This is a genomic window from Citrobacter sp. Cb028 (genome assembly GCF_030336705.1).
GTDB classification, from domain to species: domain Bacteria; phylum Pseudomonadota; class Gammaproteobacteria; order Enterobacterales; family Enterobacteriaceae; genus Citrobacter; species Citrobacter braakii.
This window is the reverse complement of record NZ_JAOWCZ010000025.1, coordinates 70,639-91,840: the sequence shown is the minus strand read 5'-3', so window position 1 is coordinate 91,840 and position 21,202 is coordinate 70,639. Positions and strand designations below refer to the sequence as shown.

Below are 21,202 nucleotides of genomic sequence, written 5' to 3'. Positions count from 1 at the left end.
TTCGTTTGAAATCTACCGGTTATGGTTTACGCCCGGTCGCTACAATATACACTTCACGCGAACGGGCGCGAGAAGAGTCCGGCTTACGAACTTTGACCTTCGTAAACAGGGAGCGAATCTCTCTTAGATACTCATCGAAGCCTTCGCCCTGGAACACCTTCACTACAAAACTACCACCTGGCGCTAATACATCACGAGCCATTCCAAGCGCCAGCTCTACCAGATACATGGCCCGGGGAATATCCACCGCCGGTGTTCCACACATATTTGGCGCCATATCAGACATGACAACTTGTACTTTACTGTCACCTACGCGCTCAAGTAACGCTTTCAGGACTAATTCATCACGAAAGTCGCCCTGAAGGAAGTCCACACCAACGATTGGATCCATAGGTAAAAGATCGCAAGCGATAATGCGGCCAGTGTTGCCGATCTGCGTAACCGCATATTGCGACCAGCCACCGGGTGCAGCACCGAGATCAACAATCGTCATCCCCGGTTTAAAAATTTTGTCACTTTGCTGTATTTCATCAAGTTTAAACCAGGCACGGGAACGTAACCCCTTTTTCTGCGCCTGCTGAACATATTTATCGCTAAAGTGTTCCTGAAGCCAGCGACTCGAGCTGGCAGAACGCTTTTTACCTGTCATTTCACATTCCCAAAGGGCAGTTCATCGTAACCAATGGTGTAAATTTCTACACAGCTATTTGGCGATATATGGGAGATGGCGGTAGAATGACCCGTTTTCAATCCCAACGTAAGCAAAAATATACGATGAATCTGAGTACTAAACAAAAACAGCACCTGAAAGGTCTGGCACATCCGCTCAAGCCTGTAGTTATGCTTGGCAACAATGGTTTGACCGAAGGGGTACTGGCCGAGATTGAACAAGCGTTAGAGCACCATGAACTTATCAAGGTGAAAATCGCCTCGGAAGATCGCGATACTAAAACCTTGATCGTGGAAGCTATCGTACGCGAAACCGGCGCCTGCAATGTACAGGTCATCGGTAAAACGCTGGTACTGTATCGCCCGACTAAAGAACGTAAAATCTCGCTGCCACGCTAAGAATATCCCAAAGTTGCACACGAAGTTTGTGTAAAACGCGGGATTTTCCGCTAGCAGGAGAGCAAAATGCCACGCTCTCTTCGTTGATAAAAGGCCGCTATGCGGCCTTTTTCCTTTCTTTACAATGTATCAACATCTTAACCAAGATGCGAATTACAGATATTCTACCTTCGTTACTTCATATTCAACTTCACCGCCCGGCGTTTTAATAACCACCACGTCATCCTGCTCTTTACCGATCAGGCCACGAGCAATAGGCGAGTTCACCGAAATCAGGTTCTGTTTAAAATCGGCTTCATCATCGCCGACAATACGCCAGGTCTGCTCTTCGTCGTTATCGAGATTCAGCACGGTAACCGTTGCGCCGAAAACTACACGACCATTGTTCGGCATTTTTGTGACGTCGATAACCTGCGCGTTGGACAGTTTAGCTTCGATATCTTTAATGCGCCCTTCGCAGAAACCCTGCTGTTCGCGCGCCGCGTGATACTCTGCATTTTCTTTCAGGTCGCCATGCTCGCGCGCATCTGCGATAGCGGCAATGATTTCAGGACGGCGCACCGATTTCAGAAAATCCAGTTCTTCGCGCAGTTTTTCAGCACCACGTAAGGTCATTGGGATAGCTTGCATTTGTTATACCTCTTGAACATTCCTGTAGGGGGCGGCTGCTCTCACCCCGGCTGCTAAGCCCACTCTGGCATACGCCATGCCAGAGTCAGAAGCAAAAAAATACCGACCCGGGGCTCAGGGTCCCAGGTCAGCTACAATTCTCTATTTGATGATCATTTTACCCTGGAGTTCCCTATGGGTCATCGTTTACTTTTTGGGGCGTTGCGCCGTAGTATGACGGCCTGTTTCCAGGTTGTTAGCGCGAGATTATGCGATTTTCCAGATTTACCATTGGATTGACTGCCAGTATAGCGTTCAGCGTTCAGGCTGCGAACGTCGACGAGTATATCAATCAGCTCCCTGCCGGGGCCAACCTCGCCCTTATGGTACAGAAGGTTGGCGCACCTGCTCCTGCTATTGATTACCATAGCCAGCAGATGGCTCTGCCGGCCAGTACCCAGAAAGTGATCACCGCGCTGGCGGCATTGATTCAGCTCGGGCCTGACTTTCGTTTTACCACCACGCTTGAGACTAAAGGCAACGTGGAAGGCGGCGTTTTGAAAGGTGACTTAGTGGCGCGATTTGGTGCCGATCCGACGCTAAAACGTCAGGATATTCGCAATATGGTGGCAACCCTGAAAAAATCAGGCGTGACGCAAATTGCCGGAAATGTCATGATCGACACCTCCATTTTCGCCAGCCATGATAAAGCGCCTGGCTGGCCCTGGAACGACATGACGCAGTGTTTTAGCGCACCGCCCGCGGCGGCTATTGTCGATCGTAACTGTTTCTCGGTTTCACTCTATAGCGCGCAAAAACCTAACGATCTCGCCTTTATCCGCGTGGCATCTTACTACCCGGTCACCATGTTCAGTCAGGTGCGTACTCTCGCTCGTGGCTCTGCCGAAGCGCAATATTGTGAACTGGACGTGGTTCCAGGCGATCTCAACCGCTTTACGTTGACCGGATGCCTGCCCCAACGAGCCGATCCGCTGCCGCTGGCATTCGCTATTCAGGACGGCGCCAGCTATGCCGGGGCGATTATCAAAGATGAGCTAAAACAAGCCGGTATCACTTACAGCGGGACTCTGCTGCGCCAGACGCTGGTCAACGAGCCGGGGACCGTGGTAGCCAGTAAGCAGTCGGCGCCGCTGCACGACCTGCTTAAGATTATGCTGAAAAAATCGGACAACATGATTGCTGATACCGTTTTCCGTATGATTGGCCATGCACGATTTAACGTGCCTGGCACCTGGAGAGCAGGTTCTGATGCCGTACGCCAGATTCTGCGTCAGCAAGCGGGTATTGATATCGGCAACACCATTATTGCCGACGGTTCTGGTCTCTCGCGCCATAACCTGATTGCCCCAGCGACCATGATGCAGGTGCTGCAATATATCGCTCAGCACGATAACGAGCTGAACTTTATCACCATGCTACCGCTGGCAGGCCATGACGGCTCTTTGCAATACCGTGCGGGTCTGCATCAGGCTGGCGTAGATGGCAAAGTATCGGCGAAGACAGGCTCACTGCAGGGGGTCTATAACCTGGCAGGCTTCATCACCACGGCAAGCGGTCAGCGCATGGCATTTGTGCAGTATCTGTCTGGTTATGCGGTAGAGCCAGCTGATCAGCGTAATCGCCGTATTCCACTGGTCCGCTTCGAGAGCCGGTTATACAAGGATATTTATCAGAATAACTGAGTATGTTTGCCGGATGGCAGCGCTAACGCACCTAATCCGGCCTTCTGAAACCTGGAAACAAAACCCCGGCAACATGGCCGGGGTTTTTAATGTGATTAACGCTTGTAGATGAACTCAACGCCTTCTTCGTCGTCTTCGTCCCAATCGTCATCCCAGTCATCTTCTGCTTCGTCTTCGACTTCAGCGAGTTGCTGGCGGTGATAATCATCCCACATGAACTCGACTTTCTCTGGCTGTTTCGCTTCTTCAGCCTGAACAATCGGGTTCTCGATGATAAAGGTCATCACATCCCAGCAGAGATCCTTCACGCCCAACTGGCTGGCGGCGGAGATCAGGTAATATTTACCTTCCCAGCCTAACGCTTCGGCGATCGCTTTCGCTTTCTCTTCCGCTTCAGCCTTGTCCAGCAAATCAATTTTGTTGAACACTAACCAACGCGGTTTAGACGCCAGATCCTGGCTGTATTTCTCAAGCTCGCCAATAATGATACGGGCATTTTCAACCGGATCGGAACCGTCAATCGGATCGATATCAATGAGGTGTAGCAGTACGCGGCAGCGTTCCAGGTGTTTCAGGAAGCGGATACCCAAGCCTGCGCCTTCAGCCGCGCCTTCAATCAGACCCGGAATGTCGGCAACCACGAAGCTCTTTTCGTTGTCCATACGTACCACACCCAGGCTCGGAACCAGAGTGGTGAACGGATAGTCAGCGACTTTCGGCTTCGCCGCGGACACCGCACGGATAAACGTCGATTTACCGGCGTTTGGCATGCCCAGCATCCCCACGTCCGCCAGCAGCATCAGCTCCAGCATCAGATCGCGTTTATCGCCCGGTGTACCCATCGTTTTCTGACGCGGAGTACGGTTGACTGAGGATTTGAAACGGGTGTTGCCCAGACCGTGCCAGCCGCCTTTAGCGACCATCAGACGCTGACCGTGTTTGGTCATGTCGCCCATGGTTTCGCCCGTGCCCTGATCGATTACACGCGTACCTACAGGCACTTTAATCGTGACATCTTTACCACGCTTGCCGGTGCAATCACGGCTCGCGCCATTCTGTCCACGTTCCGCGCGGAATGATTTTTCAAAACGGTAATCGATCAGCGTGTTCAGGTTTTCGTCGGCTTCCAGCCAAACGTCACCACCATCACCACCGTCTCCACCGTCCGGACCGCCTTTTGGGATGTACTTTTCGCGGCGGAAGCTGACGCAACCATTACCGCCATCACCTGCAACGACCAGAATCGATGCTTCATCAACAAACTTCATTTTACTCTCCGTAAATCATTCGCCTGAGCGAGGCTGCGAAACCACCGTTTCATGCTTACGTAAACCGCCCCAAATTCGATGACCAATGGCGGAATACATCGCGCCCGCAACCACGATAAACGCACCGAGATAACCTAATAGGTTTAGCATCGGTCTGGCGAAGAAATCGGGCCAGGCCAGTGATAATAAATCTGAAAATAACAACGTAAACAGCGGAGTGAGCGTAATAATGGCGCTCACCTGTGCCGCCTGCCAACGCGCCATCGCTTCCGCGAGAGCACCGTATCCTACCAGCGTATTCAGGCCGCAGAATACAAGGCATGCCAGCTGCCAGTCACTGAGCTGCGTGATGACACCGGGTTTAGCCAACGGCAACAACGCAATCGTACATAAAGTGTACAGTAAAAACAGGATCTGCGGTGATGCCAGGCGGCGCAATAACACCTTTTGCGCGACCCCATAGCTCACCCAGACCATCGCCGCACCAACACCAAAGATAACGCCCCAGGTGTAATCGGTGAGACGGGTAAAAATTTCGATCAGACTGGTGTTAAAAAACAGAACCAGGCCGCTCAGAAGCATAATGGCGCCAATCACCTGCGTACCGCGCATCTTTTCTTTTAGGATAAAGACGCTGGCAATCATCATACCAACCGGTGACAGCTGACCGATAACCTGCGAAGCCGTTGGGCTCAAATATTGCAAGGATGAACTAAACAGAATGAAGTTACCGAACAACCCACCGGTAGCGATAGCCAACAGGATCAGCCAACGCGCTTTGCGAAAAATACGCAACGGAGGGAGCTTTTTTTTAACCGCAAGAATAGCGCCAAGGCCAATGCTTGCCATTAAAAAACGGTAGAACACCACGGTAGGAGGCTCCATCACCTCCAGCACTTGCTTCATCGCTATTGGCAAAGCGCCCCAACATACTGCCGTTGTGAGTGCTAACAGAATACCAATACCTGCCTGCTGCTTCATGCCGTATTCCCTGCAAGGGCTCGTTTCCGGGTTATCACGGCGCGACGAGCGTATTTACCGGCCGTCGAATGTAAAAAGCCCCGCAACGTGTTGCGGGGCTTTTATCCGTTACCGGGACGCGAAAAACTTATTCAGCAACGATGCTGATGAATTTACGGTTTTTCGGGCCTTTCACTTCAAATTTCACTTTACCGTCTGCTTTAGCAAACAGAGTGTGGTCTTTGCCGCAACCAACGTTGGAACCAGCGTGGAATTTAGTACCACGTTGACGAACGATGATGCTACCAGCCAGAACTGTTTCACCGCCGAAGCGTTTTACGCCCAGACGTTTAGCTTCTGAATCGCGACCGTTACGAGTCGAGCCGCCAGCCTTTTTATGTGCCATTTAATCTGCTCCCCTTAACTTAAGCGCTGATGCCAGTGATTTTTACATCAGTGAACCACTGACGATGGCCCTGCTGCTTACGGTAGTGTTTACGACGACGAAACTTAACAATTTTAACTTTCTCGCCACGACCGTGAGCAACAACTTCAGCTTTGATAACGCCGCCATCAACGAAAGGAACGCCGATTTTGACTTCTTCACCGTTTGCGATCATCAGAACTTCTGCGAATTCAACAGATTCGCCAGTTGCGATGTCCAGCTTTTCCAGGCGAACGGTCTGACCTTCGCTTACTCGGTGTTGTTTACCACCACTTTGGAAAACCGCGTACATAAAAAACTCCGCTTCCGCGCACACCTTTTTGATGATTCAGAGTGCGCTATAAATATTCACAATAGGGCGCGAATATTACGCAAAACGCGAGCCTTTGACAAGTGCTACGTCAATACATGAAGAAAAAAAACACAACACGTACGGTAACGTTTATCTATGGCGTTTTTTCAGTACAATCAGCATATATTTATAACCCTAAACCCGACGTTACCTTCCGATACAGTGAGGTAATCGGGGCGAGAAGCCCGGCTTTTGCGATGAATTTAGAAAAAATCAATGAGTTAACCGCGCAAGATATGGCGGGGGTCAATGCGACAATCCTTGAACAGCTCAATTCCGACGTGCAGCTGATCAATCAACTGGGGTACTACATCGTTAGCGGCGGCGGAAAACGCATTCGCCCAATGATCGCCGTACTCGCCGCGCGTGCAGTTGGCTACCAGCAAAATGCACACGTTACGATTGCAGCCCTCATCGAGTTTATCCACACCGCGACCCTGTTGCACGACGATGTTGTGGATGAGTCCGACATGCGCCGCGGAAAAGCCACGGCGAATGCGGCGTTTGGCAATGCGGCCAGCGTGCTGGTCGGCGATTTTATCTATACCCGCGCTTTTCAGATGATGACCAGCCTCGGTTCGCTGAAAGTGCTGGAAGTCATGTCGAAAGCGGTCAACGTCATCGCCGAAGGTGAAGTCTTACAGTTGATGAACGTCAACGACCCGGACATCACTGAAGAAAACTATATGCGCGTTATCTACAGTAAGACCGCGCGTTTGTTTGAAGCGGCTGCCCAATGCTCTGGCATTCTGGCTGGTTGCAGCGAAGAACAAGAGAAAGGGTTGCAGGATTATGGCCGTTATCTCGGTACTGCTTTCCAGTTAATTGACGATTTGCTGGATTACAACGCGGATGGTGAGCAACTGGGTAAAAACGTCGGTGATGACCTCAACGAGGGCAAACCAACGCTGCCGCTGCTGCATGCCATGCGCCACGGCACCCCTGAACAAGCACAAATGATCCGCCAGGCTATTGAGCAGGGTAATGGCCGTCACCTTCTGGAGCCTGTTCTGGAAGCGATGAACGCCTGTGGTTCCCTGGAGTGGACTCGCCAACGTGCAGAAGAAGAGGCTGATAAGGCCATCGCTGCGCTGCAGGTACTGCCTGATACGCCGTGGAGAGAAGCGCTGATTGGTCTGGCGCATATCGCCGTACAGCGCGACCGTTAATACCCTGCGGCATCTTTCATCATCCCGTGCCCTGCACGGGATGCTTTTATAAATTCCAATAAATACTTCCCCCTCTCCAGCAATCTTCGCATAAATTTGGCATATTCTGAATATACTCACACTTTACATGAACATTTTAGAACATTCGTTCTCCGGGCGTTATAGTATCTCCACAACCGATCGTGGAACCATAAGTCGATAACCAAAGGAGAGATGAGTTTATGGAAAACAAGCTGATTGACTGGCATCCGGCCGATATCATCGCCGGACTGCGCAAGAAAGGGACCTCAATGGCCGCTGAATCACGTAAAAATGGATTAAGCTCATCAACGCTGGCCAATGCGTTAACACGCCCATGGCCAAAAGGTGAGTTGATTATCGCCCGATCGTTGGGAACCGACCCGTGGGTGATTTGGCCGTCACGCTATCACGATGCAAAAACACATGAGTTTATCGACAGAACGCGGATGATGAGGGGACGCAAAGAGAAACATAATCCTGAATGAACACTGATGAGTAGTAACCCCCGGTTCACAGAACTGGGGGTTACAAGAGACGTAGACGATTACTCGCCTTTCACGCGCTCAATGTTTGCGCCCAGCGCGCGCAGTTTATCTTCGATGCGCTCATAGCCGCGATCGATGTGATAAATGCGATCGACTACCGTCGTACCTTCAGCAATACACCCTGCCAGCACGAGGCTTGCAGATGCGCGCAGATCGGTCGCCATAACCTGTGCTCCGGAGAGCGTTTCCACGCCGTGGCAAATCACGGTATTGCTTTCGATTTCTGCGTGAGCGCCCATACGGCTCAGCTCAGGCACGTGCATAAAGCGGTTCTCAAACACGGTTTCCGTGATGAAGCCCGTACCTTCTGCCACCAGGTTCAGCAACGTGAACTGGGCCTGCATATCGGTAGGGAACGCCGGGTGCGGCGCCGTGCGCACATTGACCGCTTTCGGACGTTTACCGTGCATGTCCAGGCTGATCCAGTCGTCACCGACTTCGATATCCGCTCCCGCATCACGCAGCTTCGCCAGAACGGCATCCAGCGTGTCAGGTTGTGCATTGCGGCAGATAATTTTGCCGCGAGAAATTGCCGCTGCGACCAGGAAAGTACCGGTTTCGATGCGGTCAGGCAGAACACGATACACACCGCCGCCGAGGCGCTCAACGCCTTCGATGGTAATACGATCGGTACCCTGGCCTGTGATTTTTGCGCCCAGCGCAATCAGGAAGTTCGCGGTATCCACGATCTCCGGTTCACGCGCGGCATTTTCGATGATGGTAGTGCCTTCGGCAAGCGTTGCTGCGCACATGATAGTGACCGTCGCGCCGACGCTCACTTTGTCCATGACGATATGCGCGCCTTTAAGACGTCCATCAACGGACGCTTTCACATAGCCTTCTTCAAGCTTAATAGTCGCGCCTAACTGCTCCAGACCAGTAATGTGCAGGTCAACCGGACGCGCGCCGATGGTGCAGCCGCCCGGCAGTGAAACCTGGCCCTGGCCAAAGCGGGCAACCAGTGGCCCAAGCGCCCAGATGGATGCACGCATGGTTTTGACCAGATCGTACGGCGCACAGAAGACGTTCACGTCACGCGCATCAATGTGCACAGAACCATTACGCTCAACTTTCGCCCCCAACTGGCTCAGCAGCTTCATTGAGGTGTCAACATCCTTCAGTTTCGGGACGTTCTGGATCTCTACAGGTTCTTCAGCCAGCAGCGCCGCAAACAGGATCGGCAGCGCGGCGTTTTTAGCGCCTGAAATTGTGACTTCGCCCTGGAGCTTGGTTGGCCCCTGAACACGAAATTTATCCATTATTCTGTTCTCTGTTAAGAATTTATCTTCGCTACCGGCATATCACCCGTAGCTCAAAAACCGTTAAGTTTGCGATCGCGCGCCCATTCCGCTGGAGTAAACGCCTTAATCGACACGGCATGAATGCGGTTGTCCGCAATGTACTCCATCAACGGGCCATAGACCGATTGCTGTTTCTTGACCCGGCTCATGCCTTCAAACATCTCACCCACGGCAATAACCTGAAAGTGACTGCCGTCGCCAGAAACGTGGACTTCCTGGAGGGAGAGTGCATTCATCAGCACGCTCTGAATTTCATTATTTTCCATGGGCTCTTCATTCGTCAGATAGTGAAAACAGCCCAACATCTTAGAGCAAAGTGGCGCTGTCATAAATAAGCAAAAAGCCCCGCTGATAAATCAGACAAGGCTTTAGTGGCAGATCCCCCGCAGAGGAGTTGCCGGATGGCGGCACAAGACCTTATCCGGCTTACAAAAATTAACGCGGAAGAACGTCGTCAGGCAAATTGTAAAGCTGCGCCAGCGTGTACACTTTATCGTTAACGCCAGCGAGCGAAACGCTGTTCCCCTGCTGCTTGCCCTCATTAATCAGGTGCAGCAGTAATGCCAGACCACCGGTATCCACCCGGGAAATCTGGTTCAGGTCGATGCAGGATACCCCTTTCATCGCCTCAACTCGCGCATCCCATAATGGGTTTAACACGTCCTGATCCAGCTCTCCCACCAGCACCAGCTTGTCGCCTTCACGCATCCAGGTGAGTGACTGCGTCATTATTTTTTCTCTTCCAGCGTGATTTTCTGCTGAGAAATAGATTTCAGCTGTGCCGTCAGGCCATCAATACCTTTCGTACGCAGCAGGTCGCTCCACTCATTCTGTTTGGTGGTGATCATACTTACGCCTTCAGCAATCATGTCATACGCCTGCCAGTTACCCGTCTGGGAATTTTTACGCCACTGGAAATCCAGACGTACCGGAGGACGACCGTTTGGATCGATGATGGTTACGCGGATAGGCACGATGGTCGCATCACCCAGCGGCTGCTCAGGGGCAATCTGATAGGTCTGGCCGTGGTACATCGCCAGCGCCTGACCGTAAGCCTGCTTCAGATATTCACGGAATGCGGCGAAATAGGCGTCACGCTGAGCCGGTGTCGCATCTTTGTAGTAGCGGCCCAGTACCAGTGCACCTGCATACTTAACCTGCACGTAAGGCAGCAGTTCCTGATCGACCACCTGACGCAGGTAATCCGGGTTGGAACGGATTTTAGGTTGCTCGTTCTTCAGACGGTCAAACGTCTTCTGCGCCGCCTCATCCATCAGTTTGTACGGGTTCGTCTGGTCCGCTGCGGTTGCCGCGCTAAGTGGAGCAATCACCAGCATAGCCACCATCATCAATCGTTTAAACATACGTCGATTCTCCTGAGATTATTTCGTTGCGCCCGCAGGCGTAGTGGCTTCATTATTGCCTTCAGTTGCGGCTGGCGCATCGCCAGAATTCTTATTGTCATCACCTTTACTGTTGCTGTTGTAAAGGAACTGACCAATCATATCTTCCAGCACCATCGCAGATTTCGTGTCCTGAATCGTACCGCCATCTTTGAGGATAGACGTTCCCAGCTCAGGATCTTCAAAACCTACGTTCAATGCCAGATACTGTTCGCCCAACAGACCGGAAGTACGGATGCTCAGAGAACTGGTGTCAGGAATATGGTTAAAACGCGATTCAATTTCCAGCGTCACGCGCGGCAGGTACGTTTTCTGATCTAACGATATGTCCGATACGCGTCCTACCACGACCCCGCCAATCCGCACCGGAGAGCGCTCTCTCAGACCGCCGATATTATCAAAGGTCGCATAAATCGTATAAGTCGGTTCAGTACGCATTGAGGTGACGTTCGCCGCCTTCAGGCAGACAAACAGCGCGGCCAGCAGCGCAACCAGCAGGAATAACCCGACCCAAATTTCATTTTTTTTCGTTTGCATGAACTCAATTCCCAAACATCAGTGCGGTCAGCACAAAATCCAGCCCCAGAACGGCAAGAGAGGCGTGCACTACGGTGCGTGTCGTTGCCCGGCTAATCCCGGCAGAGGTCGGGATAGCATCATAACCATTGAACAATGCAATCCAGGTGACCGTAATGGCAAACACCACGCTCTTAATCAGGCAGTTGACCAGATCCAGACGCCAGTCGACGGCATTTTGCATAGCCGACCAGAAAAAGCCTGCATCAATACCTTTCCAGCTTACGCCAACCAACGACCCACCCCAGATCCCTACCGCGACAAATATAATCGTCAGCAGCGGCAATGAAATGACACCGGCCCAAAAACGCGGGGAGATCACTCGGCGCAGTGGATCGACGGCCATCATTTCCAGGCTGGAAAGCTGCTCGGTCGCCCGCATCAGGCCAATCTCTGCGGTTAAGGCCGATCCGGCCCGTCCGGCAAACAACAGCGCCGCAACCACCGGCCCCAGCTCACGTAGCAATGACAGCGCCACCAGCATACCGAGGCTGGTTTCCGCACTGTAGGTCGTCAGCACCAGGTATCCCTGCAACCCCAGCACCATGCCGATGAACACACCAGAAACAATAATGATCAGCATCGATAAGACACCGACATTATAGAGCTGGCGTATCAGCAGCGGCGCATGTTTGCGAAACTCCGGCTTGCCGACAACTGCATTGAACAACATTAATCCGGCTCGCCCGAACGTCCTGAGGGTTTTTATTCCCCGATGTCCGAGTGATGCCAGCGCATTTAACAACATGGGTGGCTTAACTCCCTGTTTTGAGTAAATCGATGTGGTAGTCGCCCGCCGGGTAACGGAACGGAACCGGTCCATCGGCAATGCCATCGAGGAACTGACGCACACGCGGATCGGCATTTTCTTGCAGCGCCTGAGCACTACCGTAGGCCACTATTTTTTTGTCCGCCATAATATAGGCGTAATCCGCAATACTCAGCACTTCTGGCACATCATGGGAAACCACCACGCAGGTGACGCCCAGTGCGCTGTTCAGTTCAGAAATCAGCTTCACCAGCACGCCCATGGTGATGGGATCCTGGCCGACGAACGGCTCATCAAACATAATAAGGTCTGGCTCCAGCGCGATAGCACGTGCTAACGCGGCACGACGCGCCATCCCACCGGATAATTCAGAAGGCATTAATTTTGCCGCGCCCCGCAGGCCAACGGCCTCGAGCTTCATCATTACCGTGCTTTTCAGCAGCGGCGCAGGCAGCGTTGTATGCTCGCGCAACGGGTATGCAACGTTGTCAAACACATTCATATCAGTAAACAGCGCACCAGACTGGAATAGCATGCTCATGCGCTTACGCACGGTAAATAAACGCGAACGGGACATGGCCGGGATATTTTCGCCGTCAAACAGGATCTCGCCCTTATCGGGGGAGATTTGTCCGCCGATCAGACGCAACAGCGTCGTTTTGCCGATGCCTGATGGCCCCATGATCGCCGTCACCTTACCACGCGGCACCGTCAGGGAAATATTATCAAAGATGCAGCGGTCGCCTCGGGAAAAGCTGACATCGCGCATATCGATTAGATTCGCCACAGACTGACCCATTGATTCATCCTTTACTATTGCCTCGTTGATCGAAGAGTTTGGCGCTCAATTTAGCCCTGAACCCAACATATTTACAGATTATTACCTGTCCTGGTTAGCGAAAGCTGGCATTTGTTTTACTTTTTAGCCGCATAAAGTCAAAATTAAGAATTCGTGACGGCTTCCAGAAATCCTTCAAGTGGACCGGCGAGTATACCTGAAGAAAGGACTTTAGATGCTTTTAGCGACGGCGCTGTTAATAATTGGTTTACTTCTGGTGGTCTACGGTGCCGACCGACTGGTATTTGCCGCATCCATTTTATGTCGAAACTTTGGTATTCCCCCCATTATCATCGGGATGACCGTGGTCAGCATTGGTACATCGTTACCCGAGATAATTGTCTCCGTTGCCGCATCGATGAACGGGCAGCTTGATTTAGCCGTCGGTACCGCCATCGGCTCTAACATTACCAACATTCTGCTTATTTTAGGCCTGTCGGCGCTGATTCATCCTTTTACCGTGCATTCTGATGTTCTGCGTCGTGAATTACCGCTAATGTTGCTGGTAAGCATCTTAGCCGCATCGGTCCTGTATGACGGGCAATTGAGTCGCAGCGATGGTTTCTTTCTTCTGCTTCTGGCCGTGCTATGGCTGTTATTCATTGTTAAAATCGCCCGTCTGGCTGAGCGACAAGGTAACGACAGCCTGACCCGCGAGCAGATCGCGGAACTGCCACGCGAAGGCGGGTTACCGGTCGCATTTTTGTGGTTGGGTATTGCGCTAATTATTATGCCAATGGCAACGCGTATGGTGGTAGATAACGCAACCGTACTGGCGAACTACTTCGCCATGAGCGAACTCACCATCGGGCTGACTGTGGTCGCCATTGGTACCAGCCTGCCGGAGCTGGCAACGGCAATTGCGGGTCTGCGTAAAGGTGAAAACGATATTGCCGTCGGCAACATCATCGGCGCGAACATTTTTAATATTGTTATCGTCCTCGGACTGCCGGCGCTGATTACGCCGGGGGAAGTTAATCCGATGGCCTTCACCCGTGACTATAGCGTCATGCTGCTGGTGAGCGTAATTTTTGCACTACTCTGCTGGCGACGTCCGCGCCAGATTGGTCGCGGCGCGGGTGCGCTGCTGACCGGCGGTTTTATCATATGGCTGGCGATGCTGTATTGGTTATCGCCACTTCTCGTTGGATAACTGGAAACGCATTATGTCGCACTTAGAGTTGCAACCGGGTTTTGACTTTCAGCAAGCAGGCAAGGAAGTCCTGGCAATTGAACGTGAAGGCCTGGCGGAGCTTGATCAGTACATCAACCAAAATTTTACTCTCGCCTGCGAGAAAATATTCAGCTGCCCGGGCAAAGTTGTAGTGATGGGGATGGGGAAATCTGGACATATCGGGCGGAAAATGGCGGCCACATTTGCCAGCACCGGCACCCCCTCATTTTTCGTGCATCCAGGCGAAGCCGCACATGGCGATCTGGGCATGGTCTCGCCGCAGGATGTAGTCATCGCCATCTCTAACTCCGGTGAATCCAATGAGATAGCGGCGTTAATCCCGGTGTTAAAACGTCTTCATGTACCGCTTATCTGCATGACCGGTCGTCCGGAAAGCAGCATGGCGCGTGCGGCAGATGTGCATCTGTGTGTTAAAGTGCCCAAGGAAGCTTGCCCGTTAGGCCTGGCGCCGACCAGCAGCACGACCGCAACGCTGGTGATGGGCGATGCGCTAGCCGTGGCATTATTAAAAGCGCGTGGCTTTACCGCGGAGGATTTTGCGTTATCTCATCCCGGTGGCGCACTAGGCCGTAAGCTTTTACTGCGCGTTAACGATATTATGCATACGGGCGATGAGATCCCGCATGTGACTAAAAGCGCCAGCCTGCGTGACGCCTTACTTGAGATCACGCGTAAAAATCTCGGCATGACCGTCATTTGCGATGATGACATGAAGATTGACGGTATTTTCACCGATGGCGATTTACGTCGCGTCTTCGATATGGGCGTTGATGTTCGCCAGTTAGGCATTGCCGATGTGATGACCCCTGGCGGCATTCGCGTGCGTCCGGGCATTCTTGCCGTCGATGCCCTGAACTTAATGCAGTCCCGCCATATCACCTCGGTAATGGTTGCTGATGGCGACCGGTTACTTGGTGTGTTACATATGCATGATCTGCTGCGTGCAGGTGTAGTGTAAGAAACTCAAGGATAAAGAAAATGAGTAAAGCAGGTGCGTCGCTTGCGACCTGTTATGGACCCGTCAGCACAGACGTTATCACCCGGGCAGAGAACATCCGTTTGCTGATCCTGGATGTGGATGGCGTACTGTCTGATGGTCTGATTTATATGGGCAACAACGGTGAAGAGCTAAAGGCTTTTAACGTCCGCGATGGTTACGGAATTCGCTGTGCGCTCACTTCCGGTATCGAGGTTGCCATTATTACCGGACGAAAGGCTAAACTTGTAGAAGATCGCTGTGCCACATTGGGGATCACGCATTTGTATCAGGGGCAGTCAGACAAACTGGTCGCCTTTAACGATCTCCTTAGCAAACTGGCGATCGCTCCTGAAAATGTTGCGTACGTTGGCGATGATCTGATCGACTGGCCGGTGATGGCACAAGTGGGATTAAGCGTGGCGGTGGCGGATGCTCATCCTTTGCTGATCCCGCGGGCTGATTATGTCACCCGCATCGATGGGGGACGCGGCGCGGTACGTGAAGTCTGCGATTTATTACTCCTGGCGCAGGGCAAACTGGACGAGGCCAAAGGGCAATCGATATGAGCAAAACCAGACGTTGGGTTATCATTCTACTGTCGCTGGCTGTCCTTGTGATGATTGGTATTAATCTGGCAGACAAAGACGACACCGCTGAGGTCGTCGTAAATAACAACGAGCCAACCTATAAGAGCGAACATACTGATACCGTTGTGTATAGTCCCGAAGGCGCACTGAGCTATCACTTGATCGCGCAAAACGTTGAATATTATTCGGAACAAGCGGTTTCGTGGTTTACTCAACCGGTATTAACCACATTTGATAAGGATAAAGTACCGACCTGGACGATCAAGGCTGATAAAGCCAAATTGACCAACGATCGGATGCTATATCTGTACGGCCATGTTGAGGTCAACGCCCTGGTGCCCGACTCTCAACTACGCAGAATGACGACCGATAACGCACAGATTAACCTGGTGACACAAGACGTCACTTCCGATGATCTCGTCACGTTATATGGCACAACATTTAACTCCAGCGGACTGAAGATGCGCGGCAACTTACGCAGCAAGAACGCCGAGCTGATTGAAAAGGTTAGAACCTCATATGAAATCCAAAACAAACAAACTCAGCCTTAATCTTGTGCTTGCCAGCTCACTTCTGGCCGCCAGCATCCCGGCATTCGCCGTCACCGGCGATACCGAGCAGCCGATTCACATTGAGTCGGACCAGCAGTCTCTTGATATGCAAGGCAACGTGGTGACCTTTACTGGCAATGTGATTGTGACTCAGGGCACCATCAAAATTAACGCCGATAAAGTCGTCGTAACCCGCCCTGGCGGTGAAGACGGTAAAGAAGTCATTGATGGCTACGGTAATCCTGCAACCTTTTACCAGATGCAGGACAACGGTAAACCAGTTAAAGGCCACGCCTCACACATGCATTATGAACTGGCGAAAGACTTCGTCGTTCTCACCGGTAAGGCTTACCTGGAACAGCTCGATAGCAACATCACAGGCGATAAGATCACCTATCTGGTGAAAGAGCAGAAAATGCAGGCCTTCAGCGATAAAGGCAAACGCGTCACCACCGTTCTGGTACCGTCGCAGTTGCAGGACAAAAACAAGGCTCCGGCAGAGAAAAAAGGTAACTGATTCGTTATGGCAACATTAACTGCAAAGAACCTTGCAAAAGCCTATAAGGGCCGCCGTGTGGTGGAAGATGTCAGTCTGACCGTCAACTCCGGGGAGATCGTCGGTCTGCTCGGTCCTAACGGTGCGGGCAAGACAACGACCTTTTACATGGTGGTCGGCATTGTCCCACGTGATGCGGGCAACATTATCATTGATGACGAAGACATCAGCCTACTGCCTCTGCATGCGCGCGCGCGTCGCGGCATCGGCTACTTGCCGCAGGAAGCGTCTATTTTCCGTCGCCTGAGCGTGTTTGATAATCTGATGGCGGTGCTGCAAATTCGTGACGATCTTACCAGCGAGCAGCGGGAAGATCGCGCCAACGAGCTGATGGAAGAGTTCCACATCGAACACCTGCGTGACAGCATGGGGCAGTCGCTCTCCGGTGGTGAACGACGCCGCGTGGAGATCGCCCGCGCACTGGCCGCGAATCCGAAATTTATCCTGCTGGATGAACCGTTTGCCGGTGTTGACCCGATTTCCGTTATTGATATCAAACGGATCATCGAACACCTGCGCGACAGCGGGCTTGGGGTGCTGATTACCGACCATAACGTTCGCGAAACGCTGGCAGTGTGTGAGCGCGCCTACATCGTGAGTCAGGGCCACCTGATCGCGCATGGCACGCCAACAGAAATACTGCAGGATGAGCACGTTAAACGCGTATACCTTGGGGAAGACTTCAGACTCTGATAGGGTAGAAGACTTCACGTCACCGCAGGAGAGAACAACTCTGAACATGAAGCAAGGTTTGCAACTCAGGCTTAGCCAACAACTGGCGATGACGCCTCAGCTACAACAGGCTATCCGTCTGTTGCAGCTGTCCACGCTGGAACTTCAGCAAGAACTTCAGCAAGCGCTGGAAAGTAACCCACTGCTCGAGCAAACCGATCTTCACGACGAAATTGATACCCAGGAAAAACAGGACAGCGAATCCCTCGACACCGCAGATGCTCTCGAACAAAAAGAGATGCCAGAGGAGCTGCCGCTTGACGCCAGTTGGGATGAAATTTACACCGCCGGTACACCTTCTGGCACCAGCGGGGATTACATCGACGACGAACTGCCTGTGTATCAGGGGGAGACCACGCAATCACTGCAGGATTACCTGATGTGGCAAGTGGAGCTGACCCCGTTCTCGGATACCGATCGGGCGATTGCGACATCCATTGTTGATGCGGTAGACGAAACCGGTTATCTCACCGTAACCCTGGACGATATTCTCGAAAGCATGGGCGATGACGACGTCGGCATGGACGAAATCGAAGCCGTGCTTAAACGCATTCAGCGTTTTGATCCCGTGGGCGTGGCGGCCAAAGATCTCCGCGACTGCTTATTGATCCAACTTTCACAGTTTGATAAAGCCACGCCGTGGCTGGAAGAAGCGCGCCTGATCATCAGCGATCACCTCGATCTGTTAGCCAACCATGACTTCCGCACGCTGATGCGCGTAACCCGGCTGAAAGAAGATGTGCTGAAAGAAGCCGTCAATCTTATTCAGTCCCTGGACCCCAGACCTGGGCAGTCTATCCAGACCGGGGAGCCAGAATACGTTATTCCGGATGTACTGGTGCGTAAGCATAACGATCGCTGGGTGGTCGAACTCAACGGCGACAGCATTCCACGGTTGCAGATTAACCAGCACTACGCCGCCATGTGCAACAGCGCGCGCAACGATGCTGACAGCCAGTTTATTCGTAGCAATCTGCAGGATGCAAAGTGGCTGATTAAAAGCCTGGAAAGTCGCAATGATACGCTGCTGCGCGTCAGTCGCTGTATCGTTGAACAGCAGCAAGCCTTCTTTGATCAAGGCGAAGAGTTTATGAAACCGATGGTGCTGGCGGATATCGCCCAGGCCGTCGAGATGCACGAATCGACCATTTCCCGAGTGACCACGCAAAAGTATCTGCACAGTCCGCGCGGCATTTTTGAATTGAAGTATTTCTTTTCCAGTCACGTTAACACTGAAGGCGGAGGCGAAGCCTCATCCACAGCTATCCGTGCACTGGTGAAGAAATTAATTGCTGCGGAAAACCCCGCGAAACCGCTGAGTGACAGCAAGTTAACCTCTATGCTGTCAGAACAGGGTATCATGGTGGCACGCCGCACTGTTGCGAAGTACCGAGAGTCTTTATCCATTCCGCCGTCGAACCAGCGCAAACAGCTGGTCTGACCCAACCGATAAGGAAGACACTATGCAGCTCAACATCACTGGAAACAACGTCGAAATCACTGAAGCCTTACGCGATTTTGTTAATACAAAATTCGCCAAGCTAGAACAATATTTCGACCGGATTAATCAGGTCTATATTGTGTTGAAAGTGGAGAAGGTGACACATATCTCGGATGCAACACTGCATGTGAACGGTGGCGAAATTCATGCCAGCGCGGAAGGTCAGGATATGTACGCCGCCATTGACGGTTTAATTGATAAACTGGCTCGGCAGTTAACAAAACATAAAGATAAACTGAAACAGCACTAACTTGTCCGGGCAGTTAGCGGGTGCAGGACGGCCTGTTGTGTAGCACAACGGGCCATTTGTACAGTTAGCGCTTAGGTGAAATTATGACAAATAACGATACGACTCTACAACTGAGCAATGTTCTTAACCAGGAATGTACACGCGCTGGCGTTCACTGCCAAAGCAAGAAACGCGCGCTGGAAATCATCAGCGAACTGGCGGCAAAACAGCTCAGCTTGCCCTCTCAGGTGGTATTTGAAGCCATTCTGACGCGTGAAAAAATGGGCAGTACCGGCATCGGTAATGGAATTGCTATCCCGCACGGAAAGCTGGAAGAAGACACGATGCGCGCAGTTGGCGTGTTTGTGCAACTTGAAACGCCAATTGCTTTCGACGCCATTGATAATCAACCCGTCGATCTGCTTTTCGCCCTGCTGGTTCCGGCAGACCAAACCAAGACGCATTTGCATACGTTGTCGCTGGTCGCCAAACGTCTGGCCGATAAAACCATCTGCCGCCGCCTGCGCGCAGCACAGAGTGACCAGGAGTTGTATCAAATCATCACGGACACCGAAGGTGGACTGGATGAAGCATAACAACCCAATGGCATCCTTTTTTGTCGTTGTGAGGAGAAACAGTACATGGTACTGATGATCGTCAGCGGTCGTTCGGGGTCAGGAAAATCTGTCGCCCTGCGAGCGCTGGAAGATATGGGTTTTTACTGCGTGGATAACCTTCCCGTAGTGCTGTTGCCCGATCTGGCTCGTACTCTGGCCGATCGCCAGATTTCTGCGGCCGTCAGCATTGATGTGCGCAACATGCCTGAGTCCCCAGAGATTTTCGAGCAGGCAATGAACAATCTGCCTGAAGGCTTCTCACCACAGTTGCTGTTCCTTGACGCCGATCGTAACACCCTGATTCGCCGCTACAGCGACACGCGTCGCCTGCATCCTCTTTCCAGCAAGAACTTATCTCTGGAGAGCGCTATCGATAAGGAAAGCGATTTGCTGGAGCCGCTGCGCTCTCGTGCTGACCTGATCGTGGATACCTCCGAAATGTCCGTGCACGAACTGGCGGAAATGTTGCGTACTCGCCTGCTAGGCAAGCGCGAACGCGAGTTGACGATGGTATTCGAATCCTTTGGTTTCAAACACGGTATCCCAATTGACGCGGATTACGTCTTTGACGTGCGCTTCCTGCCTAACCCGCACTGGGATCCGAAGCTGCGCCCGATGACCGGTCTTGACCGCCCCGTTGCCGCCTTCCTTGACAGGCACACAGAAGTACACAATTTTATCTACCAGACTCGCAGCTATCTTGAGCTATGGTTACCCATGCTGGAGACCAACAACCGCAGCTACCTCACCGTAGCTATCGGCTGTACCGGCGGGAAACACCGTTCGGTGTATATTGCAGAGCAGCTGGCAGACTACTTCCGCTCACGCGGTAAAAACGTACAGTCACGCCATCGTACGCTGGAAAAACGTAAATCATGACCGTGAAGCAAACCGTTGAAATCACGAATAAGCTGGGTATGCATGCTCGCCCAGCCATGAAACTGTTTGAATTGATGCAGGGTTTTGAAGCAGAAGTTTTGCTGCGTAATGATGAAGGAACGGAAGCCGAGGCAAACAGTGTTATCGCTCTGCTGATGCTGGATTCCGCCAAAGGGCGTCAGATAGAAGTTGAAGCCACGGGTCCACAGGAAGTGGAAGCCCTGGCAGCGGTGATTGCCCTGTTTAATTCAGGATTTGATGAAGATTAGTCGAGTACCTGAAGCGCTGCGCTCATCAGGCCTACACGGCAACGTCACACTCCCGTAGGCCGGATAAAGCATTTACGCCG

28 protein-coding genes are annotated in these 21,202 nt (G+C 52.1%); 15 read left to right on the top strand and 13 right to left on the bottom strand.

The genetic code is table 11. The annotated features are described in order from the left end of the window. Positions 1 to 19: 19 nt before the first annotated feature. Positions 20 to 649, bottom strand: a complete 630-nt coding sequence (rlmE, locus tag OGV75_RS02665) for a 23S rRNA (uridine(2552)-2'-O)-methyltransferase RlmE (RefSeq protein ID WP_003025015.1) — start codon at positions 647 to 649, stop codon at positions 20 to 22. A gap of 125 nt (positions 650 to 774) precedes the next feature. On the opposite strand from rlmE, the gene yhbY reads away from it, so the two are divergent. Continuing rightward, the gene (gene yhbY / locus OGV75_RS02660) at positions 775 to 1,068 is read left to right on the top strand and encodes a ribosome assembly RNA-binding protein YhbY (RefSeq protein ID WP_003025016.1); all 294 of its coding nucleotides are present in this window, start codon (positions 775 to 777) and stop codon (positions 1,066 to 1,068) included. 153 nt (positions 1,069 to 1,221) lie between these two features. Here the strand turns inward: yhbY and greA are convergent, their stop codons facing one another. Then, positions 1,222 to 1,698, bottom strand: a complete 477-nt coding sequence (gene greA / locus OGV75_RS02655) for a transcription elongation factor GreA (RefSeq protein ID WP_016154674.1) — start codon at positions 1,696 to 1,698, stop codon at positions 1,222 to 1,224. A gap of 248 nt (positions 1,699 to 1,946) precedes the next feature. Between greA and dacB the strand changes: the two genes are divergently transcribed. After that, complete coding sequence (gene dacB, locus OGV75_RS02650) at positions 1,947 to 3,380, top strand: serine-type D-Ala-D-Ala carboxypeptidase (RefSeq protein WP_046276011.1); 1,434 nt, start codon at positions 1,947 to 1,949, stop codon at positions 3,378 to 3,380. Between the two features lie 95 nt (positions 3,381 to 3,475). Here the strand turns inward: dacB and cgtA are convergent, their stop codons facing one another. From cgtA to rplU, 4 genes are all read right to left on the bottom strand, one after another. Then, positions 3,476 to 4,648, bottom strand: a complete 1,173-nt coding sequence (gene cgtA / locus OGV75_RS02645; RefSeq protein ID WP_016154676.1) for an Obg family GTPase CgtA — start codon at positions 4,646 to 4,648, stop codon at positions 3,476 to 3,478. Positions 4,649 to 4,663: 15 nt separating this feature from the next. Beyond that, complete coding sequence (locus OGV75_RS02640; protein WP_016154677.1) at positions 4,664 to 5,629, bottom strand: DMT family transporter; 966 nt, start codon at positions 5,627 to 5,629, stop codon at positions 4,664 to 4,666. Positions 5,630 to 5,756: 127 nt separating this feature from the next. Continuing rightward, positions 5,757 to 6,014 carry a 50S ribosomal protein L27 gene (rpmA, locus tag OGV75_RS02635; RefSeq protein WP_003025030.1) on the bottom strand — a complete coding sequence of 86 codons (258 nt, stop codon included), beginning with the start codon at positions 6,012 to 6,014 and terminating at the stop codon, positions 5,757 to 5,759. A 19-nt stretch (positions 6,015 to 6,033) separates the two neighbouring features. After that, a complete protein-coding gene (rplU, locus tag OGV75_RS02630) occupies positions 6,034 to 6,345 on the bottom strand; it encodes a 50S ribosomal protein L21 (protein WP_003025032.1) in 312 nt (103 codons plus the stop codon). A 257-nt stretch (positions 6,346 to 6,602) separates the two neighbouring features. Here rplU and ispB point away from each other — a divergent pair, with 257 nt between their 5' ends. Beyond that, on the top strand, positions 6,603 to 7,574 hold the full coding sequence (gene ispB, locus OGV75_RS02625; protein ID WP_046276012.1) for an octaprenyl diphosphate synthase: 972 nt from the start codon (positions 6,603 to 6,605) through the stop codon (positions 7,572 to 7,574). Between the two features lie 221 nt (positions 7,575 to 7,795). Continuing rightward, a complete protein-coding gene (gene sfsB, locus OGV75_RS02620) occupies positions 7,796 to 8,080 on the top strand; it encodes a DNA-binding transcriptional regulator SfsB (RefSeq protein WP_046276013.1) in 285 nt (94 codons plus the stop codon). A gap of 59 nt (positions 8,081 to 8,139) precedes the next feature. Here sfsB and murA read toward each other — a convergent pair whose 3' ends face one another. The 7 genes from murA to mlaF all read right to left on the bottom strand — a co-directional run bounded on the left by murA (position 8,140) and on the right by mlaF (position 12,988). After that, a complete protein-coding gene (gene murA / locus OGV75_RS02615; protein ID WP_003839949.1) occupies positions 8,140 to 9,399 on the bottom strand; it encodes a UDP-N-acetylglucosamine 1-carboxyvinyltransferase in 1,260 nt (419 codons plus the stop codon). Between the two features lie 53 nt (positions 9,400 to 9,452). Beyond that, positions 9,453 to 9,707 carry a BolA family iron metabolism protein IbaG gene (gene ibaG / locus OGV75_RS02610; protein WP_003025040.1) on the bottom strand — a complete coding sequence of 85 codons (255 nt, stop codon included), beginning with the start codon at positions 9,705 to 9,707 and terminating at the stop codon, positions 9,453 to 9,455. A 169-nt stretch (positions 9,708 to 9,876) separates the two neighbouring features. Next, complete coding sequence (gene mlaB / locus OGV75_RS02605; RefSeq protein ID WP_016154680.1) at positions 9,877 to 10,170, bottom strand: lipid asymmetry maintenance protein MlaB; 294 nt, start codon at positions 10,168 to 10,170, stop codon at positions 9,877 to 9,879. Then, a complete protein-coding gene (mlaC, locus tag OGV75_RS02600) occupies positions 10,170 to 10,805 on the bottom strand; it encodes a phospholipid-binding protein MlaC (RefSeq protein ID WP_016154681.1) in 636 nt (211 codons plus the stop codon). Before mlaC ends, mlaB begins: the two co-directional genes overlap by 1 nt. A gap of 18 nt (positions 10,806 to 10,823) precedes the next feature. Further along, positions 10,824 to 11,381, bottom strand: coding sequence for an outer membrane lipid asymmetry maintenance protein MlaD (mlaD, locus tag OGV75_RS02595; RefSeq protein ID WP_016154682.1), 558 nt, complete (start codon positions 11,379 to 11,381; stop codon positions 10,824 to 10,826). Positions 11,382 to 11,385: 4 nt separating this feature from the next. Next, on the bottom strand, positions 11,386 to 12,168 hold the full coding sequence (gene mlaE / locus OGV75_RS02590; protein WP_003025053.1) for a lipid asymmetry maintenance ABC transporter permease subunit MlaE: 783 nt from the start codon (positions 12,166 to 12,168) through the stop codon (positions 11,386 to 11,388). 7 nt (positions 12,169 to 12,175) lie between these two features. Then, positions 12,176 to 12,988 carry a phospholipid ABC transporter ATP-binding protein MlaF gene (mlaF, locus tag OGV75_RS02585; protein WP_155574412.1) on the bottom strand — a complete coding sequence of 271 codons (813 nt, stop codon included), beginning with the start codon at positions 12,986 to 12,988 and terminating at the stop codon, positions 12,176 to 12,178. A gap of 214 nt (positions 12,989 to 13,202) precedes the next feature. On the opposite strand from mlaF, the gene OGV75_RS02580 reads away from it, so the two are divergent. From OGV75_RS02580 to npr, 11 genes are all read left to right on the top strand, one after another. Beyond that, positions 13,203 to 14,180 (top strand): calcium/sodium antiporter, encoded by a 978-nt coding sequence (locus tag OGV75_RS02580; protein WP_016154684.1) that lies wholly within the window; start codon positions 13,203 to 13,205, stop codon positions 14,178 to 14,180. Between the two features lie 13 nt (positions 14,181 to 14,193). After that, a complete protein-coding gene (kdsD, locus tag OGV75_RS02575) occupies positions 14,194 to 15,180 on the top strand; it encodes an arabinose-5-phosphate isomerase KdsD (RefSeq protein ID WP_016154685.1) in 987 nt (328 codons plus the stop codon). A 20-nt stretch (positions 15,181 to 15,200) separates the two neighbouring features. Next, positions 15,201 to 15,767: a 3-deoxy-manno-octulosonate-8-phosphatase KdsC gene (gene kdsC, locus OGV75_RS02570; protein ID WP_046276014.1), complete on the top strand. Its 567-nt coding sequence runs from the start codon at positions 15,201 to 15,203 to the stop codon at positions 15,765 to 15,767. Then, positions 15,764 to 16,339 (top strand): LPS export ABC transporter periplasmic protein LptC, encoded by a 576-nt coding sequence (gene lptC / locus OGV75_RS02565; protein WP_047358522.1) that lies wholly within the window; start codon positions 15,764 to 15,766, stop codon positions 16,337 to 16,339. Before kdsC ends, lptC begins: the two co-directional genes overlap by 4 nt. Then, on the top strand, positions 16,308 to 16,856 hold the full coding sequence (gene lptA, locus OGV75_RS02560) for a lipopolysaccharide ABC transporter substrate-binding protein LptA (RefSeq protein ID WP_047358523.1): 549 nt from the start codon (positions 16,308 to 16,310) through the stop codon (positions 16,854 to 16,856). The genes lptC and lptA overlap by 32 nt, the downstream gene beginning before the upstream one ends. A 6-nt stretch (positions 16,857 to 16,862) precedes the next feature. After that, a complete protein-coding gene (gene lptB, locus OGV75_RS02555; protein WP_003025073.1) occupies positions 16,863 to 17,588 on the top strand; it encodes an LPS export ABC transporter ATP-binding protein in 726 nt (241 codons plus the stop codon). Between the two features lie 46 nt (positions 17,589 to 17,634). Then, a complete protein-coding gene (gene rpoN, locus OGV75_RS02550) occupies positions 17,635 to 19,068 on the top strand; it encodes an RNA polymerase factor sigma-54 (RefSeq protein ID WP_016154689.1) in 1,434 nt (477 codons plus the stop codon). A gap of 22 nt (positions 19,069 to 19,090) precedes the next feature. Beyond that, positions 19,091 to 19,378 carry a ribosome hibernation promoting factor gene (gene hpf / locus OGV75_RS02545; RefSeq protein WP_003025078.1) on the top strand — a complete coding sequence of 96 codons (288 nt, stop codon included), beginning with the start codon at positions 19,091 to 19,093 and terminating at the stop codon, positions 19,376 to 19,378. A gap of 83 nt (positions 19,379 to 19,461) precedes the next feature. Further along, complete coding sequence (ptsN, locus tag OGV75_RS02540) at positions 19,462 to 19,953, top strand: PTS IIA-like nitrogen regulatory protein PtsN (protein WP_016154690.1); 492 nt, start codon at positions 19,462 to 19,464, stop codon at positions 19,951 to 19,953. A 45-nt stretch (positions 19,954 to 19,998) separates the two neighbouring features. Continuing rightward, on the top strand, positions 19,999 to 20,853 hold the full coding sequence (gene rapZ / locus OGV75_RS02535) for an RNase adapter RapZ (protein ID WP_003025085.1): 855 nt from the start codon (positions 19,999 to 20,001) through the stop codon (positions 20,851 to 20,853). Further along, entirely contained in the window at positions 20,850 to 21,122 is a 273-nt protein-coding gene (gene npr, locus OGV75_RS02530) for a PTS phosphocarrier protein NPr (protein ID WP_003828770.1), read from the top strand. Before rapZ ends, npr begins: the two co-directional genes overlap by 4 nt. The last annotated feature ends 80 nt before the right edge of the window (positions 21,123 to 21,202 follow it).